Annotated in this window: 15 protein-coding genes; 5 read left to right on the top strand and 10 right to left on the bottom strand. The window is 71.3% G+C overall.

The genetic code is table 11. The features are described 5' to 3' along the window. Nucleotides 1–15: 15 nt before the first annotated feature. From TBR22_RS11420 to TBR22_RS11430, 3 genes are all read right to left on the bottom strand, one after another. Nucleotides 16–1041, bottom strand: coding sequence for a hypothetical protein (locus TBR22_RS11420; protein WP_239493113.1), 1026 nt, complete (start codon nucleotides 1039–1041; stop codon nucleotides 16–18). A 47-nt stretch (nucleotides 1042–1088) separates the two neighbouring features. Beyond that, nucleotides 1089–1829, bottom strand: a complete 741-nt coding sequence (locus tag TBR22_RS11425; RefSeq protein WP_239493114.1) for a hypothetical protein — start codon at nucleotides 1827–1829, stop codon at nucleotides 1089–1091. Nucleotides 1830–1991: 162 nt separating this feature from the next. Further along, nucleotides 1992–2945, bottom strand: a complete 954-nt coding sequence (locus TBR22_RS11430) for a spermidine synthase (protein WP_239493115.1) — start codon at nucleotides 2943–2945, stop codon at nucleotides 1992–1994. Nucleotides 2946–3085: 140 nt separating this feature from the next. On the opposite strand from TBR22_RS11430, the gene TBR22_RS11435 reads away from it, so the two are divergent. Continuing rightward, complete coding sequence (locus tag TBR22_RS11435; RefSeq protein ID WP_239493116.1) at nucleotides 3086–5335, top strand: carbohydrate binding family 9 domain-containing protein; 2250 nt, start codon at nucleotides 3086–3088, stop codon at nucleotides 5333–5335. A gap of 83 nt (nucleotides 5336–5418) precedes the next feature. Here the strand turns inward: TBR22_RS11435 and TBR22_RS11440 are convergent, their stop codons facing one another. The 4 genes from TBR22_RS11440 to TBR22_RS11455 all read right to left on the bottom strand — a co-directional run bounded on the left by TBR22_RS11440 (nucleotide 5419) and on the right by TBR22_RS11455 (nucleotide 7834). After that, entirely contained in the window at nucleotides 5419–6306 is an 888-nt protein-coding gene (locus TBR22_RS11440) for a hypothetical protein (RefSeq protein WP_239493117.1), read from the bottom strand. After that, the gene (locus tag TBR22_RS11445) at nucleotides 6290–6703 is read right to left on the bottom strand and encodes a hypothetical protein (RefSeq protein ID WP_239493118.1); all 414 of its coding nucleotides are present in this window, start codon (nucleotides 6701–6703) and stop codon (nucleotides 6290–6292) included. The genes TBR22_RS11440 and TBR22_RS11445 overlap by 17 nt, the downstream gene beginning before the upstream one ends. A 134-nt stretch (nucleotides 6704–6837) precedes the next feature. Then, nucleotides 6838–7362, bottom strand: coding sequence for a DUF4333 domain-containing protein (locus tag TBR22_RS11450; RefSeq protein ID WP_239493119.1), 525 nt, complete (start codon nucleotides 7360–7362; stop codon nucleotides 6838–6840). A 43-nt stretch (nucleotides 7363–7405) separates the two neighbouring features. Next, nucleotides 7406–7834: a hypothetical protein gene (locus TBR22_RS11455; protein WP_239493120.1), complete on the bottom strand. Its 429-nt coding sequence runs from the start codon at nucleotides 7832–7834 to the stop codon at nucleotides 7406–7408. A gap of 215 nt (nucleotides 7835–8049) precedes the next feature. Between TBR22_RS11455 and TBR22_RS11460 the strand changes: the two genes are divergently transcribed. Both TBR22_RS11460 and TBR22_RS11465 read left to right on the top strand, forming a co-directional pair. Further along, nucleotides 8050–8853 carry a hypothetical protein gene (locus TBR22_RS11460; RefSeq protein WP_239493121.1) on the top strand — a complete coding sequence of 268 codons (804 nt, stop codon included), beginning with the start codon at nucleotides 8050–8052 and terminating at the stop codon, nucleotides 8851–8853. 275 nt (nucleotides 8854–9128) lie between these two features. Next, entirely contained in the window at nucleotides 9129–9776 is a 648-nt protein-coding gene (locus tag TBR22_RS11465) for a response regulator transcription factor (protein WP_239493122.1), read from the top strand. A 24-nt stretch (nucleotides 9777–9800) separates the two neighbouring features. Here the strand turns inward: TBR22_RS11465 and TBR22_RS11470 are convergent, their stop codons facing one another. From TBR22_RS11470 to TBR22_RS11480, 3 genes are read right to left on the bottom strand one after another with little or no spacing between them, the layout of a single operon-like run. Next, the gene (locus TBR22_RS11470; protein ID WP_239493123.1) at nucleotides 9801–11267 is read right to left on the bottom strand and encodes a sensor histidine kinase; all 1467 of its coding nucleotides are present in this window, start codon (nucleotides 11265–11267) and stop codon (nucleotides 9801–9803) included. Beyond that, nucleotides 11264–12841 carry an ATP-binding protein gene (locus tag TBR22_RS11475; RefSeq protein ID WP_239493124.1) on the bottom strand — a complete coding sequence of 526 codons (1578 nt, stop codon included), beginning with the start codon at nucleotides 12839–12841 and terminating at the stop codon, nucleotides 11264–11266. The genes TBR22_RS11470 and TBR22_RS11475 overlap by 4 nt, the downstream gene beginning before the upstream one ends. 13 nt (nucleotides 12842–12854) lie before the next feature. Continuing rightward, complete coding sequence (locus TBR22_RS11480) at nucleotides 12855–13247, bottom strand: response regulator transcription factor (RefSeq protein WP_239493125.1); 393 nt, start codon at nucleotides 13245–13247, stop codon at nucleotides 12855–12857. A 226-nt stretch (nucleotides 13248–13473) separates the two neighbouring features. On the opposite strand from TBR22_RS11480, the gene TBR22_RS11485 reads away from it, so the two are divergent. Then, nucleotides 13474–15357 (top strand): ATP-binding protein, encoded by a 1884-nt coding sequence (locus TBR22_RS11485; protein ID WP_239493126.1) that lies wholly within the window; start codon nucleotides 13474–13476, stop codon nucleotides 15355–15357. Further along, a complete protein-coding gene (locus TBR22_RS11490) occupies nucleotides 15357–16268 on the top strand; it encodes a response regulator (protein ID WP_239493487.1) in 912 nt (303 codons plus the stop codon). Before TBR22_RS11485 ends, TBR22_RS11490 begins: the two co-directional genes overlap by 1 nt. Nucleotides 16269–16273: the final 5 nt, after the last annotated feature.

The following is a 16273-nucleotide window of genomic DNA, read 5'->3' on the forward strand; positions in this document are numbered from 1 at the left end:
TGGGACGTCGCCGCTTCACCAGCGGTGGGTGCGCTCGCGGGTCAGCCCCCACACCCCGAGGAGCAGGAGCGGCAGCGGGATGAGCGCGAAGAAGTACGCGCCGCCGTAGCCGCGCTCCACATAGGCGCGTCGCGCATCGCGATCGTCGATCGCGCACGGCACCGAGGCGCCAAGGGCATAGCGGGTGAGGACGGCCTCCGCGGTGGCGGCGCTGCCTCGCGAGAGGCGACTGTCGGTGCCGAAGCCCTGCGCGACGTGACGGGCGTGACCGTCGGTCCACGACAGCCCGAGGCGTGGTGCGTACACGGTGGTCTGGCCCGAGGCACGAGACGTGCTCGACGAGCCGGTGCGGCTGTCGAGCACCCGATCGGTGACCACGCACGTCGTCGGTGGCAAGGCGCCGATGCGCCGATCCTCGCGCGCCAGCGCCACGAAGTAGGCCAGGAACCCCGCCGGCACCATGACTGCGATGGTGGCCCAGGCGGCGGCGCGGGGACGCGCCACGCTCAGCACGGCCCACATCAGTCCCATCACGCCGAGCCAGGCGAGTACGGCCACCCCGGCCGGCGTCACGCCGATGCCGCCCAGTGTCAGCGCCGGCGATGTCGGCAGCGACTCCACCTCCGCCTGATGCGCGAGATACGTGGGCTCGCCCTGCCAGGGCCGCAGTGTCACGCGGGTGGTCTGCGTGTGTCCGCCGGCGTCGAGACCGGCGAGGAACGTCAGGCGGACCACGACGGGCGCCCCGCCCGGCACTCGCGCCTGCCATCGCAGCAGGCGCGCGTCGGCGTCGAGGACCACGCCGCTCGCGCCAGTGGCCTCGACCAGGAGGGCACCGCTCGGAATGTGCACCTCGACGTCCGCCGTGGTGTCGGAGGCGGCGACGAGCGTGAGTTGGTAGCTGAACGGTCGGCCCTCACGCGGGCCGGAGCCCGAGGGATCGAGGCGAGAGGCGTCGAGCGGGGCCGCCGCGACGGAAACACCACCGCCTAGCGTCAGGGCGCAGAGGAGCGCCGTGAGACGCGGGCAGGTCAGGCGCACATGGAGAGCAACGCGGGCGTCCGGCCTTCCGAACGCCCGCGCCTCGGTCACTTGCGGGACGGGCCGGCGAAGCGGGCCTGCGTGGCATGGCAGGTGCCGCACGTGGTCAGGAACTGCCCGTAGAACTCCTCGCGCTCGTGGGTGCGCTGCGCCTGCGCGGCGTGGCCGGCGAGCACGGCGAGGTCCGTCTCGCCGTGCTCCATCTTCTTGCGCATCTTGCTGGGCACCGTGTCCGACTCCAGCTTGGGGCTGGCGAAGGTGCGCACACCCTCGACCCACTGCGATTCCGACGGCGCGACGATGCCCTCCAGCAGGGCGTCGAGGCCGTGCTGGTGGAGGAGCATGTGGCCCACGACGCCGCCGACGTCGGCGGCGGCGGCCGGCGGGACGGTCGCCCGGACGTTGTTGGCCTTGTGGCACTGGCCGCAGGTGCCGAGCATCTTCGCGGTCGCCTGTGCCGCGACGGCGAGCGTGGCGGCTGTCGCGACCTCCTTGGCGGCCTGCGTGAGGGTGCCCTCGAAGGCCTTGCTGCCGGCGGGCATGGGCGTGTTGAACGATGCCTCCGCCACCGACGCGGCCCGGGCCTTCGCGTCCGCGAGGTTGCCGCGGGCGATGGCGTCGTGCATCTCGAGCACCTGGCTGAAGTGGGCCCGCATGTAGGCGGCGCGGACGGGATTGTGTCGGTCGGTGGTCTGGGCCTGCAACCGCAGGCCGGTCACGCTCGCGAGCAGCAACGCGGCGAGGGCCGCCAGCGTGCGGAGTCGCTGGCTGGTGATGACGTGGCGCATTCGTTCGCCTCCTGTCCCGATGCGTTGCAGGCCATGTGCCGAGGTTCCGGCGTCGCCGGCGGGGCGAACCGCCGGGAATCCGGCCATTCTCCGCTGTCGGTCAGGCAGGCCACCCCGCGGCCGGCGACATATTCCCCGGCGCGCGCGGAATTGTCCGCAGGGTCAACGTCGCGGCAGGGCGCGGTAGATCAGGTGCCGGGCGCCGCGCCGACCGTGGCCGCGCACGCGCTCCAGCGTCACGGCGAAGCCCGCCGAGGTGAGGCGCCGGGCGAAGCGGTGATCCTCCCAGGCCGACCAGACGGCGAGCACCCCGCCGGGGCGCAGTCGCTGGCGCATCGACGCCAGTCCCGCCGCGCCGTAGAGCGCGTCGTTGCCGCGGGCCGCGAACTCGGCGGGGCCATTGTCGACGTCGAGGAGTATGGCGTCCAACCCGTCGCGCTCGGCCCTGATGACCGCGAGCGCGTCGCCGATCGTCACGGTGACCCGCGGGTCGGCGAGCGGATGGCCGGCGAGGTGACCGACCAACTGCTCGTTCCACGCCCGCACCTCGGGGACCAGTTCGGCGATCACCAGCGAGGCGTCGGCCGGCAGGAGGTCGAGGGCGGCGCGCGCCGTGAAGCCGAGTCCGAGGCCGCCGATGAGCACGCGTGGGCGGGGCGTGCTCGCCAGGTGCCGGCACCCGACGAGCGCCAGGGCCTGCTCCGAACCGGTGATCGTGCTCGGCATCAGGCTGCGTCCGTCGGCGAGCAGGAGGAACTCGTGTCCCCGCTGGCGGAGCGTGATGCGGGTGCCATCGGGCGTGAGCGCCTCGCCCAGGGTCTGCCAGGGGATCATCGTGGGGAGGCCGCGCCCCCTCGGGCGTGCGGCGCCTCCAGTGTACGTCGCCGGCCGATCCTGGGTGTCGACCGAGCCGCAGTCGTGGGTGCCGACCGCGCCGTAGTCGTGGGTGCCGACCGCGCCGAAGTCGTGGGTGCCGACCGCGCCGTAGTCGTGGGTGCCGACCGCGCCGTAGTCGTGGGTGCCGACCGCGCCGTAGGCGTGGGTGCCGACCGCGCCGTAGGCGTGGGTGTCGACCGCGCCGTAGGCGTGGGTGTCGACCTTCAGGTCGACACGCATGTCGCGCTCTCGCATTGCTCCCGACGAACCCACGACTTACGATGGTCGAGCCCGTGCCCTCCGCTCGCGTTCACCGGACCCCAGAACCCGCGTCTTCGTCGGTCGCCCGCCGTTACTCCGTCGCTCCCAGGCCGTGGCTCTTGTGGCTCGCCGTGGCGGCGCTGGCCCTGCTGCCGGCGGCGCCCGTCACCGCGCAGCCGGTCACCGCCGAGGCGACCTCGCCGCTGCTGATGCCGCGTCCGTCCGGCCGGGCATCGACCGGACCGGCCCCGACCCTCGACGGGGACGTACTGGGTGATCCGGCGTGGAAGGACGTCGTGCCGATGTCCGGCTTCGTGCAGGAGCAGCCCTTCGAAGGCCAGCCCTCGACCGAGCGGACCGAAGTACGGTTCCGGGTCACCGCCGACCGGCTCTACGTGGGCGTCGTGTGCTACGACTCCGATCCGTCGGGGATCATCGTCTCCGACGCAAGGCGCGATGCGCCCCTCGAGGAGACCGACTCGTTCCGCCTGATCCTCGACACGTACCGGGACCGGCAGAACGGGTTCGTGTTCGGCACCAACCCCGCAGGCATCGAGTACGACGGCCAGGTCACCAACGAGGGCCAGGGCGGAGGCGGGCTGAGCAACGCCCAGATGCAGATGGGCGGGTCGGGGAGCGGCTTCAACCTGAACTGGGACGGTGCGTGGGAGGTGCGCGCCCGCATCTCCGACATCGGATGGTCGGCCGAGTTCGCCATCCCGTTCAAGACGTTGCGGTATCCGGCCGGCCGGGCGCAGACCTGGGGCGTCAACTTCCAGCGCAACATCCGTCGGCGCAACGAGCGGTCGTACTGGGCGCCGATCCCGCGACAGTTCACCATCACCCGCGTGTCGTTGGCGGGCACGGTCGAGGACGTCGCCGTGCCGGTGTTCCGCAACCTGAAGCTGATGCCGTACGTGCTCGGCAACGTGCTGACCAGCGGCGTCAACCCTGCGAAGACCAACTGGCTCGGCGACGTCGGCGGCGACCTGAAGTACAACCTCACGCCGAGCCTGACGCTCGACGCGACGATCAACACCGACTTCGCGCAGGTGGAGGTCGACGACCAGCAGGTCAACCTCGATCGCTTCAACCTGTTCTTTCCGGAGAAGCGGCCGTTCTTCCTCGAGAACGCCGGCTTCTTCGCGGTGGGCAACCCCGGCGAGGTCGATCTCTTCTTCAGTCGGGCGATCGGCATCTCGCCCGCGGGGCGGCCCATCCCGATCCTCGGCGGCGGTCGCGCGTCGGGCAAGGTCGGCGCCTGGAACGTCGGCCTGCTCGACATGCAGACCGACAGCCTCGACCCCGCCCCCGGCGCGGCGGCAGTGCCGAGCAACAACTTCGCGGTGATTCGTCTCAATCGCGAATTGCCGAACCGGTCGCAGCTGGGCGTGCTCTTCACCAATCGCGCCGGTTCGGGCGACTACGCCAGGCCGAACGACTCGGGGCGGACCTACGCCGTCGACGGCCGCCTCGGCATCGGCCTCCAGACCTTCCTGTCCGGCTTCGTCTCCGCGACCGAAGGCGACGGCAAGCCGACCGACACGGCCTTCAACATGCGCTCGCGCACCAACACGCGCCGCTGGGATCTCGACCTCGGCTACCAGCAGGTGGGCAACGACTTCAACCCGGAGGTCGGCTTCCTCACCCGTGCCGGCTATCGCAAGCCTGACGTGCGCGTCATGACGCGCTTCCGCCCGAGCAACTTCCTCGGCTTGCAGGAAGTGCGGCCGCACGCCTCGTACCGGAGCTTCTGGGGCTTCGACGGCTTCCAGGAGACGATGTACACGCACATCGACAACCACTGGCAGTTCCGCAACGCCTACGAGGTGCACACCGGCATGAACCTCACCACCGAGGGCGTGCGCACCCCGTTCCAGATCTACCCGGGGATCTTCGTGCCACCGGGGACGTACGACCACGCCGAGGGCCAGTTCGTGTTCCAGACCAACCTGGGCGCACCGGTCAGCTACTACCTGCAGACCTACATCGGCGGCTTCTTCGGCGGCAGCCGCGTCACCACCAATCACACGTTCCGGTTGCGCGTCGGCGAGGCGTTCACCACCGAGACCTCGTACAGCCTCAACGACGTCGACCTGCCGGGCGGCCACTTCCGCACCAACCTGGTGCGCTCGCGCGTCAACTACTCGTTCACGCCCCGCACGTTCGTCCAGTCGCTGCTGCAGTACAACGACCGCGCCGACCTGTGGTCGATGAACATCCGCTTCGGATGGCTGCAGGCGGCCAACACCGGCCTGTTCATCGTGTACAACGACACGCGGTACCTGTACGACCTGGTGCAGCGTCCCGAGCGCACCGACCGCAGCCTGGTCATCAAGTACAGCCACATGTTCGACGTGCTGAAGTAGGCGGGGGACCGGGAATCGGGAGGCGGGAGTCGGGAGTCGGGACTGGGAGTCGGGAGTCGGGAGGCGGGGGCGGCGCAGCGCGCTCAGCCCGCGACGGTGCGCCAGGCGTGCAGCAGCACGGTGGCCCATGGGATCTCGGTCACCAGCAGCACCACGAAGAACGTCGCGACATACGTGGCGCGCAGCGCGTGCTGATCGGGACGGCACAGGCACAGGCCCATGATCAGCAGCAGCCAGCCGAAGCCCGCGACCGGCGCGACCGCGTACGTCACCAGGCAGAAGATCAGCAGCAGGGCGTGCTGCCAGGGTCGGGCGCGGCGGCCGGGTACCCACAGCACCAGCGCGAGCAGCGCCTCGAGGCCGACGCCGCCCCACGTGAGTCCCGCGGCCAGCACGCGCAGCCGCCGCGGCTCGCGCAGGATCGGCGGGTCGAGCAGTTCGGCACCTGCCGGCAGCGGCGCGAGCGCGGCGCGATTCTCCTCGAGTTGTGCATCGGTCAGGCCGCCGGCCAGCATCGACACGGACGCGAAGCGTGGATCCTCGATGAGCGTGACGCGGAAGAACCGCTGGTCGAGGTAGTCGGGAGAGAGCAACGCCTTCCAGAGCACGGCGAGCGTCATCGCCAGCGCCAGCAGGAGGCGCGACGCCGTGGCCAGGTGTGCCTCCGGCTCCTGGCCGTGCAGGGCCAGGGCCGCGGCGAGGCACCAGTACGCGGTGAGGTAGATGTGGTTGTCGGGCAGCGGCCACTCGACCACCAGCCGTGCGCCGATGGCGAGGGCGGCGGCCAGCCACAGTCCCGGCACGCGCGCCGTCTCGGGCCGCACGATGGCGAGTGCGCCGATGAACAGGAGCGGCGCCTGCACGTACCACGGGCCCATGGGCCGCAGCAGCAGGACGATGGCGGCGAGCGTGAGCGCCATCTGCACGCCAGGTGCGTGCGCGGGGCGCCACCAGTCACGGAGGCGCGTCATGGCCGAAGTCGCGGAGCACCACAGGGGTCATGGCCAGCGTCGTGCGATCGACCTCGTGCCGCCACACGGTGATGCGGACGCGCGAGACGGGACGGGCGTACCGTCGCTCGCGCGCGATCACGGCCTCGGCCAGCCGACGCAGGCGTGTCGGGTCGGGCAGCGTGAGCGCCCGCGCCACGTCGTCCTCGAGCGAGGGCGCGATCGCGACTTCCTCGGATCGGTTCGCCGCCTCCACGATCACCCGCAGGGTGCGATGGGGGGCGTCATCGACCGTCGAGAACATGCCGAAGCCGCCGCCCTTCCAGGCCGAGAGTGCCGACACCTTCGCGAGCTGGATCTGGCGACCTGCGACCAGGACGAGCACCAGCGCGGGCAACATCGGACGCCAGTGGCGCATGGCCGTCATGATGGACCAACTCGGGGGGGGCATGGGCATGCCGTCGACCGGAAACGCGAAAGGCCGGCACCGGGGCCGGCCCTTCGCGACGAGCGTGGTCGTCGCTCAATCGATCACGACGACCCGCTAGCCGATCACTTGGTCTCCCAGCTCACGTTGCCCTGGTCGTCGGTCACGGTGACGGCAATCGGGATGGGCGTACCGTCGGGGGCGGTGGCGTTGCAGTCGAAGGCGTCGCCCTTCTTGGCGGCCTTCCACTTGCCGCCGCAGGTCGCCTTGGCGTCGACCTGCGCCTGCTGCTTGAGGCCGGTGACGATGGAGGCCTCCACCTTGGAGAGGTCGAGCAGGCCCTCCGTTCTGGCGACCTTCCACGTGATGTTGCCCGTGTCGTCGGTCTGCGTCACGGCGATGCGCAGCGTGCCGCCGCCCTCGACGTCGCCGACGCACTCGAAGACGTCGTCCTTCTTGAGCGGCCGCGGCTCGCTCGGGCAGGAGACCTTGGCCAGTTTCAGGCCCACCTGGTCGGACACGCCCTGCGTGATCGAGGGCCCGATCGACTCGACGTTGAGGTTCTGGGTGCAGCCGGCCAGCATCGGCAGCGACGCGACCAGGACGAGGGAAGGCAGGCGGAGCGACGACAGCAGGACCATTGGACGCATGAAGAGCCTTTCGTGACGCATGGGGCGTGGACAGGCGGCGCGGTCAGTCGTCGCCACCGAGGTTGTACGCGATCAGGCGCCACGCGTCCTTCTCGCGGACCAGCTTGAAACGGCACGGCACCGTCGTCCCCGAGGCGAGCGTGGCGGTGCCCTTGAACTCGGCGCCGGTCTGGTCGACCGATCGCGACGAGAAGGACAGGTCCGTCACCTTGTACAGCGACGGGGTGGCCGCGGCGGCCTCCTGCAACTGCTGCAGCGACTGGCGCTCCTTGAGCGGCGCCGAGTACAGCGCGTGGGCGGCGGCAAAGTCGGCGCGCGACGTCGCCTCGACGAAGGCGCGCGCGACCTTCTCGGGCTCGGCGGTGGCCTGGCCGACGACGAAGAAGATCGCCGCGATGAACCCGCCGAGGAGCAGGAGCGCTCCACCACACCCGATGCCCACCCACTTCACCCACGACCGCCCGCTGGCCATCCGTGCCCTCCGAAGACGTGACACACACTACCTCAGCAACGGAGTGGGCGAGAACGGGGAAAACGTGACGGGCGTCACGGGCGGCGCCGGGCCTGCGCCAAGGTCCAACTGGCAGGGACGCGCCCGCGTCACGACAATCCATCAACGGGTGTCGCGCCTCCGCTGAGCGACTCGCGCACGCCCATGTGCTGGCCGACCTACTGGAGAGACGTGCGATGAAGAAGACCCTGCTGGCGCTCGCCGCTGCCGTCCTGTGCCTCGTGCCGGCGCTGGCCCGGGCCGAACGCCTCACCGACAAGGAACTCGAGAAGCTGATCTCCAGGATTGCGTCGGAGGAGGACCGGTTCCGTGACGCCCTCGATCCACAGATGAAGAAGGCGATCTATCGCGGCCCGACCGGCGAGGTGAACGTCGAGCGCGCGCTCGAGGACTTCAGCGATGCCGCCGAGAAGCTCGAGGACCGGTACAAGAAGGACTACTCGGCGAGCACGGAAGCCGCCGACTTCCTGCGCAAGGCCACTGCCATCGACGCCTACTTCAAGCGCGACCAGGCAGCGACCAGGGGCGAGAGCGAGTGGAACCGGTTTGCCGAGAACCTGAAGGTCCTGGCCGCAGCCTACGGCACCGCGTTCCCGATGCCCGCCGGCGCGCCGGTCCGTCGCATCGGCGACAAGGAACTCGTGGCTGCAGCCGAAGGCCTGGCGCGCGACGCCGATCGCCTGAAGAAGGCCGTCGACACCGGCCTGAAGCAGGACAAGTCCATCGACAAGACGACGCGCGAGGCGTCCGTGCGCGACATCGACCTGCTGAAGAACGATGCCAGGGCCCTGAAGTCGGCCGTGGCTGACGGCAAGCCCGCCACCGCGACGGCCACGCAGCTGCTCGGTCGCGTGGCCAAAGTCGAGGAGTCGCTTGGCAGGACGCCCGTGCCCGCCGCCTCGCCGATCCTGGGAGTCCTCGGTGGCAAGGCCAGCCTTGTCGCGCAGGCCTTCGGGATGTCGTCGCCGCCGGCGCGCTGAGTCGCTCCGCCCGCCCCCCGAAAACGCGTACGCATCTCCTGACGGGTCTCTGGCCGGACCCGTCCGGAGGCGTGCGCGCCTGGCCCGATGCCTCGGGCCGTTACGCATGCCCCCCGGTGCGCCCGATCGGCCCCCGGGCGAGGTCGCCGCGGCGCCCCGGATGGTACACGGCGGAGCCGTCGTCCCGGCCCGCGAGGGGAGGTGTCAGGAACGTGACACCGGGGCGATTTGCCTACACAAGGCCCACGCCCTTGCGCTAGCATTCATGACCAATCATGACCCAGCCACTGGCGGCCACCGTCTTCGCGGTAGACGATGACGAGAGCTTCCTGACTGCACTCGGCCGCGTGCTGCGCCTCGGCGGTTACACGGTGGATCCGGTGCCGAGCCCCCTCGCGTTCCTCGAGCGCCCGCCGTCCCAGGTGCTCGGCTGTGTGCTCGTCGACCTGCAGATGCCCGACATGACCGGCCTCGAGTTCCAGCAGCGGTTGCGGGCCGCCGGATGGACGCAGCCGGTCGTCTTCCTGAGCGGGCAGGGCACGATCCCGGCCACCACGCAGGCGCTCAAGGGCGGTGCGATGGACTTCCTCACCAAGCCGGTGCGATCCGAGGATCTCCTGCGCGCGGTCGAGGAGGCGGTCGAGCGTCACAGGAGTCTGCTCGCCAGCGCCGAGGAACTCGCCGGGCTGCGGGCCCGGTACGAATCACTCACGCCGCGCGAACGTGAAGTGTGCCTCGGGGTCGCTCGTGGCCAGCTGAACAAGCAGATCGCCTACGACCTCAACCTGACGCTGGCCACCATCAAGTTCCACCGCGCGAGGGGCCTCATCAAGCTGGGGGTCAACTCGGTGCCCGAGCTCGTGCTGCTCCTCGACAGGATCGGCGTGCTCGAGGCCCCCATCGGTCCCGTCGCGCAGCGGTAGGCCGCCCCGGCGCGCCGCACGGGCTCATCCCTCGGCAGGCGCGGTCGGCAACCAGACGCGGAAGACTGCTCCTCCGGCAGCGACGTTCTCCGCAGTGATCAGCCCGCCCGCCGCTTCGACGATCGAGCGGGTGATGGCCAGCCCCACCCCGAGGCCATTGGGCTTGGTGGTGAAGAAGGGGTCGAACAATCGCTGCAACGCGCCGGCAGCGATACCCGGCCCATGGTCGCGGACCTCGATCACCACGCCGCCGTCGCGCACGAAGGTGCGCAGTTGCACGGCCTCCCTCGACGTGCGGGCCGCCATCGCGTCGGTAGCGTTGACCACCAGATTCAACAGCACCTGCTTCAGCTGCGTCGGGTCGATCCGCACGGCCGGCAGTGGGTCGTGCACCGACACGTCGAGCGAGCTGCCGCGCAGGCGCGTGTCGTGCTCCACCAGTTGCACGACCTCGGTGACCACCGCATTGACGTCCACTCGCTGCGCGTCGACGTGTTGCTTCCTGAGCATGGCGCGCAGGTGCCTGATGATGCCGCTCGCCCGTTCGGTGTCGGCAATCACGTCGGCCAGGATGGCCCGAACCTCGGCGACCGACGGGTCGGGCCGCTCCAGGATCGTCATGGCGGCCTCGACGTTGCTCAGAATCGCCGTCAGCGGCTGGTTGAGCTCGTGTGACAGCGACGCGGCCAACTCGCCGAGTCCGGCGACCCGGTCGACGTGCGCCAGCGCGTCGAGCTGATGACGGATCGACGCGTCGATCCGTCGCCGGACGAGAGCCGCCGCCATCATCTCGCCGACCGTCCGCAGGTCGTCGGTGATGCGTTCCGACGAGAGGCGCGTGCCCCGGTGTCGTACCGAGAGCACCGCCATGACGCGTCCGTCGACGAGCAGGGGCACCAGCAGGGCCGCCGTGCCCTGTGCCTCGCCGCGGGCCATCGAGACCTCGAGGACCTCGGACACGTCGTCGACGTGCACCACCTCCCCGTGCAGCAGCAGCGGCGCAGCCCAGCAGAGCAGGGCGTCGTCGAGCATCGAGGCGCTCGTGGCGCCCGGCTCGAGGCGCCACCGCGCGATGAGCGAGGGCCGGGCGGGATCGTCGACGGTCCACATCGCGCACTCGGCCACCTGCAGTGCGACCCCGACGTGCGCCAGGCCGGCCGTGATGTGCGGCGCCAGATCGCCGTCGGGCAGGTTGGCGAAGTCGGTCGACACGTCGGCCACCAGCGCCTGCTGTCGCAGGCGTGCGGCCAGGCGTTCCTCCGAATCGCGCCGCCGTCGCCGCTCGGCGACCAGGCCGAAGATCAAGGCCGTCTGCAGCGCGAGCGCCGACAGCCCGACGACCACCCACGGTTGCGAGGTCTCCCACAGGGACGGCTCCCCGTGCACGAGCCCCTCGGGAGTGACGTCGGCCAGCGGCCGAGTGGTGGTCGCGCCCAGCGCACCGCTGGAGGTGAGCAGGCACAGGACGCACGACAGGATGCGCCGCGTCACGCCGGTCCCCGCGCCGTCCCGACGTCGGCGTGCGCCGGCAGCCAGACGCGGAAGACGGCCCCGACCCCTTCGGCTGGCGCCGCCGAGATGCGTCCGCCGACCGCCTCGATGATCGAGCGGGAGATGGCCAGGCCCACGCCGAGCCCGTCGGGCTTGGTGGTGAAGAACGGGTCGAACAGTCGCGGAAGGACGTCGGGCGGAATGCCCGGCCCGAAGTCGCGCACCTCCACCAGCGCGCCGCCGTCACGTGCCGCGGTGCGCAGCTGCACCGGTTGCCGCACCGGCAGGTGGCCCATCGCATCGACGGCGTTGACGACCAGGTTCAGGAGGACCTGCTTCAATTGCGTCTCGTCGATGTGCACCAGTGGCACACCCTGCCCGAGATGGAGCTCGATGTTGGCGCGGCGCATGCGCGCGTCGTGGGCGACGAGTCGGCGGATCTCCGTGGCCACGACGTTGACGTGGACCGGCATCGCCTCGACCCGGTGCTTGCGCAGTGTCGTCCGCATGTTGCGGATGATGCCGCCGGCGCGCTCGTCGTCGGCGAGCACGTCGGCCAGGATGTCGCGCACCTCGTGCAGCGGCGGATCAGGGCGCCCGAGCAGGTGATGCGCCACCTCGGCGTTGCTCAGGATGGCGGCAAGGGGCTGGCTGAGCTCGTGCGCGATGGAGGCGGCGGCTTCCCCGAGTCCGGCGATGCGGTCGACCTGCGCCAGCGTCTCGAGCTGGGCGCGGCTCGACGCGGCTGCCCGGGCTCGCACGACCGCCGTGGCGACGATGCCGCCGATGGTACGCAGGTCACCGATGACCTGTCGCGTCCAGTCCTGCGAGCGCGGGTGCGCCAGGGTCAGCACGCCGACCACCCGCCCATCGACGCGCAGCGGCAGCAGCAGCATGGAGACCACGTGGCCCGCCCCGTGCCGACGCTCCGGTGCGACGACCTCGGAGATGTCCGATACGTGCACTTCCTTGCCGCGTTCGAGCCGGGGACGCGCCCACGTCAAGAGCACCTGGTCGAGCACCGTCGGCACGGGCAGGGCGCCGGGCTCGTTCACCCAGCGACAGAGCAGCCGCGGTGCGGGGTCTGGCGTCTGCCAGGCCCAGAGGGCGCAGTCGTTGGTCCCGAGCACCCGGCCGATCTCCTCGAGGCTCGCGAGCATCGGCGCCTCGACGCGGTCGGGCGAGGCGCCGGCGAACGAGGAAGAGATGGTCGCCACCAGCGCCTGCATGCGCAGCCGCTGGGCCAGTTCGTCTTGCGACCGTCGGCGTCGCCACCGCTCGGAGAGCAGGCCACCGATGAGGATCGATTGCAGCACCAGCACAGTGCCGCCGGCGAGGATCCACTGCCGGTGACTGTCCCAGAGCCGGCCCTGCCCGATCCCGGCCTGCGTGCCGCTCGGCGCCGAGTGCGACGTGGCCTCGCGCGACCCCCCCGGGCTGGGCACGGCGAGCAGGCGTTGGCTCATGCCGCCGGGCATGACGGGGATGAGCGTTGCCAGGAACGCCAGGGCGGCCAGTACCAGACCGACGCCGGCTGGCGAGGCCGTGCCCGATGGCAGGAGACGGCGCGGCACTGGCGGCAGCGACCTACCCGTGCACGGCCGTGGCCGACGGCGCCTGCAGTGCGTCGCGGATGGCCTGGAGCAGCTGCTGACTGCGGAACGGCTTGCGAAGGCAGGCGGCTGGCGCCACGCGCTGCAGCATGTCCTGGGTCTCGTTGGCGTCGTGCGCCGTGATGAACACGGCCGGCGGCGCGTCGCCGCGGGCCCGCAGGTCGCCGTAGCAGTCGGGGCCGCTCAGGCCCGGCAGGTGGATGTCGAGCACGAGGCAGTCGAACGCGGCGGCCGCGTCGAGGGCGAGCAGGGCTTCGGCCGACGGAAACGTCGTCACGTGCAGTCCGCTCAACTCGAGCATGCGCGCCACGCCCCGGCGAATCGAGGGGTCGTCATCGACGAGCGCGATGCGCGCGGGAGCGTTCATTGCCGTCTCGGTTCCACGATAGGAGGGCATGTGCAACCCGACAACTATCCCAAGGTCAGGGCGTGAAGGGCAACACGTTCATCACACACGAACCCATGGCCGAGCTGCCGTTCGACCGCGGCCGCGGTGCACACGCGGCTCGATCACTCGCGAGGATCCTTCATTCGTCGTGCATGTCTGCCGGACTATCTAAAGATGTGACGAGCCGCGCCGATGTGTTCGGCTGTTGACTGCTCCCCACGCTGCCGCCGGCCATGCGACCGGGCCAGAGTTCCTGGCCACCGTCACTCACGAAGTGCGGACGCCGCTGAACGCGGTGATCGGGATGACGGAGCTGCTGCGGCGGATGGCGCTGCCTCCCGAGGCAGCGAGCCTGGTGGAGACCATTCACATGAGCGGCGAGCACCTGCTCGCCCTCGTCAACGACCTGCTCGACTCGGCGCGCCTCGAGTCGGGGCGCCTCGAGTTCGAGCACGTCGACTTCCTCCTGCGCGACATCGTCGAGGAAGCCGTCGCCATCGCGGCCGCGACGACCGGCGCGCGCCGCCTGTCGATCGCCGCGGTCGTCGATCCGCGGCTGCCCGACGTGCTGCGCGGCGATCCGCGGCGCCTCGGGCAGGTGCTCGCCAATCTCCTCGGCAACGCCGTGAAGTTCACGCCGGCCGGTCACGTGGTCTTGCGGCTGCGGTGCCTCGCGGAGGAGGGCCGGCACGTCGTGTGTCGGCTCGACGTGGAGGACACCGGCATCGGCATGGCGCAGCACGACGTGCCGCGGCTGTTCGAGCCGTTCATGCAGGCCGACCAGGCGACGGCCCGGCGGTTCGGCGGGACGGGGCTGGGCCTGTCCATCGCGTCGCGCCTCGTGGCGGCGATGGGCAGTCGGATCGAGGTGGAGACCGCGCCCGGCCGGGGCAGTCGCTTCCGCATCGACCTGCGCCTCGAGCGTGGCACGCGGCGTGACGGGCTCGCCCTGCCAGCGTGCGCCGGGCGCGTCGCCCTCGCTTCGCCGGACGCGCTGCTTGCCGAGTCCATCGACGCGCAAGCCACCCGACTCGGCGTCCGCCTCACGAAGCTCGTTGTCCCCGGCGCAGCGCTGCCGGCAGACCACGTCGCGTTGTTGCTCGACCCGCGCAGCCCGCAGGCGGACCGCCATCGGGAGGTCGCCGCCCGCGCCGGCACGCCGGTCGTGGAACTGCTGCCGCCTGGCACGGCATTCCCGGCGGGGGCACGCCTGCACCTTCGACTGCCCGTACGGCTGTCGGCGCTGGCCCACGTCCTGGCGACGCTGCAACCGCAGGCCCCCTTCCGGCAGGGGACGACGTTGCCCCTGCCCGGGCGGCACGTGTTGGTGGTGGAGGACAACGACCCCAACCAGCAGCTCGTGGAACGCGTGCTCGACAGCGTCGGCGTCACTGCCGATCTCGTCGCCACGGGCGAGGAGGCATGCGCGGCGATCCGTGCGCGCCACTACGACCTGGTGTTCATGGACTGCCGCCTGCCCGGCATGGACGGTCTCGAGGCGACGCGCGTGATGCGCGCCGAACACGCGGCCGCGGACCTGCCGATCATCGGCCTGAGCGCCAGCGTGCAGGCCGGCATGCGGCAGGCGTGCCTGGCGGCCGGCATGAACGACTTCCTCGCCAAGCCGGCGCGCCCGTCGGCGTTGCTCGACGCGTTGCGTCGATGGCTGCCCGCCGCCCACGTGGCCAGGCCGCTCGGGGTGGCGGCGACTGCGCCGGCAGCGCCACTGCCGTCCAGCGCAGGCGGGCTCGACCCGGGTGCGCTCGTGGAACTCCGCCGCCTCGGCGTGCTCGGCGACATGGCGGGGGCGGCGTCGCGCGACATCGCCGAGCGCCTGGCCGGGCTGCGCAGCGCCATCGCGTCGGCCGACCTCGATCACCTGGCCGCTCTCGCGCATCGGTTCACCACGTCGCTCGGCAACGTCGGCTGGACCCGGGCTGCCGACCTGGCGTCGCAACTGGAGCTGGCCTGCGGGCAGCGCCGTTCATCCAGGGCCCTGACCCTGGCGCGCGCCCTCGAGCAGGAGGTGCTCGACGGTCGCCACGCGCTGGCGCGGCTCGCGAGGCCCGCGCCGGAGGCCCCGTGGTGATGCGCGCCCTGATCGTCGACGACGAACCGGCCGTGCGCCTGCTCCTGTCGCGCATCCTGGCGCGGGACTTCGACTGCCAGGCTGCCAACGCCAGCAACGGCGTCGAGGCACTCGACCTGCTGGCGCGTGGCGGGTACGACTTCATGCTGCTCGACCTGCTGATGCCGGTGATGAACGGCTTCGAGACCCTGCACGCCATCCGGCATGACGACACGCTGCGTGACCTGCCCGTGATGGTCATGTCGACGGTGCGCGAGGAAGCGCGGGTTCGCGAAGCCATCGGGCTCGGCGTGGGCACCTACGTCACCAAGCCGCTGCGCCCGGGCGAGGTGACCGAGCGACTGACGCGATTCCTGTCGCGGCACGCCAGGCCGTCTCGGCCGGGCGTGCACCCGTGCGCCGACCTGCCGGCCGGGACGGGTGCGGGTGCGCTGCGGTCGCACGTCGAGGCCGCGGCCGTGCAGGTGTTCGGCATGCAGCTCGGACGTCAGGTCGACGTCGACGCCGACCCGCCACCGGCGGCCGTGGGCGACGAGGTCGCCCTGGTTGCCCTCGCGATGACCCGTCCCGATGCCGAGTACCGCCTCCTGCTGCGTGCCTCGCCCGACGTGGCCCGCGTCCTCGCGTCGATGGCGCGTCCTCACGGGGCCGTCGACGACGTGGCGATCGCCTCGACCATGCAGGACCTCGCCTGGATGCTGGGAGCGCGCCTGCTGACGTCGCTGCGAGGCGCCGGCGAGGTGGGTGAGCTCGAGGCACCGGCCTCGACGCGCTGGACGCACGTCGATCCGGCTCGGGACGGCGCCACGCTGGCGGAGGTGGACCTGGTGAGCAGCTGCGGCGACGTGCGTTGCACGGTGCTCGTGCGGGCGCGGCCCTGCCGCGGCGTGCGTGCCGCCAGGCTGCCCTGAAGGCG

The organism is Luteitalea sp. TBR-22, from assembly GCF_016865485.1.
Lineage (GTDB): Bacteria > Acidobacteriota > Vicinamibacteria > Vicinamibacterales > Vicinamibacteraceae > Luteitalea.

Bases quoted from the DNA above. Each gene is read 5' to 3' on its own strand.
- TBR22_RS11455 (WP_239493120.1), bottom strand. From the start codon at position 7,834: ATGGCCAGCGGGCGGTCGTGGGTGAAGTGGGTGGGCATCGGGTGTGGT.
- TBR22_RS11490 (WP_239493487.1), top strand. From the start codon at position 15,357: ATGCGCGCCCTGATCGTCGACGACGAACCGGCCGTGCGCCTGCTCCTG.
- TBR22_RS11460 (WP_239493121.1), top strand. From the start codon at position 8,050: ATGAAGAAGACCCTGCTGGCGCTCGCCGCTGCCGTCCTGTGCCTCGTG.
- TBR22_RS11480 (WP_239493125.1), bottom strand. From the start codon at position 13,247: ATGAACGCTCCCGCGCGCATCGCGCTCGTCGATGACGACCCCTCGATT.
- TBR22_RS11425 (WP_239493114.1), bottom strand. From the start codon at position 1,829: ATGCGCCACGTCATCACCAGCCAGCGACTCCGCACGCTGGCGGCCCTC.
- TBR22_RS11450 (WP_239493119.1), bottom strand. From the start codon at position 7,362: ATGCGTCCAATGGTCCTGCTGTCGTCGCTCCGCCTGCCTTCCCTCGTC.
- TBR22_RS11445 (WP_239493118.1), bottom strand. From the start codon at position 6,703: ATGCGCCACTGGCGTCCGATGTTGCCCGCGCTGGTGCTCGTCCTGGTC.
- TBR22_RS11465 (WP_239493122.1), top strand. From the start codon at position 9,129: ATGACCCAGCCACTGGCGGCCACCGTCTTCGCGGTAGACGATGACGAG.
- TBR22_RS11430 (WP_239493115.1), bottom strand. From the start codon at position 2,945: ATGCGTGTCGACCTGAAGGTCGACACCCACGCCTACGGCGCGGTCGAC.
- TBR22_RS11440 (WP_239493117.1), bottom strand. From the start codon at position 6,306: ATGACGCGCCTCCGTGACTGGTGGCGCCCCGCGCACGCACCTGGCGTG.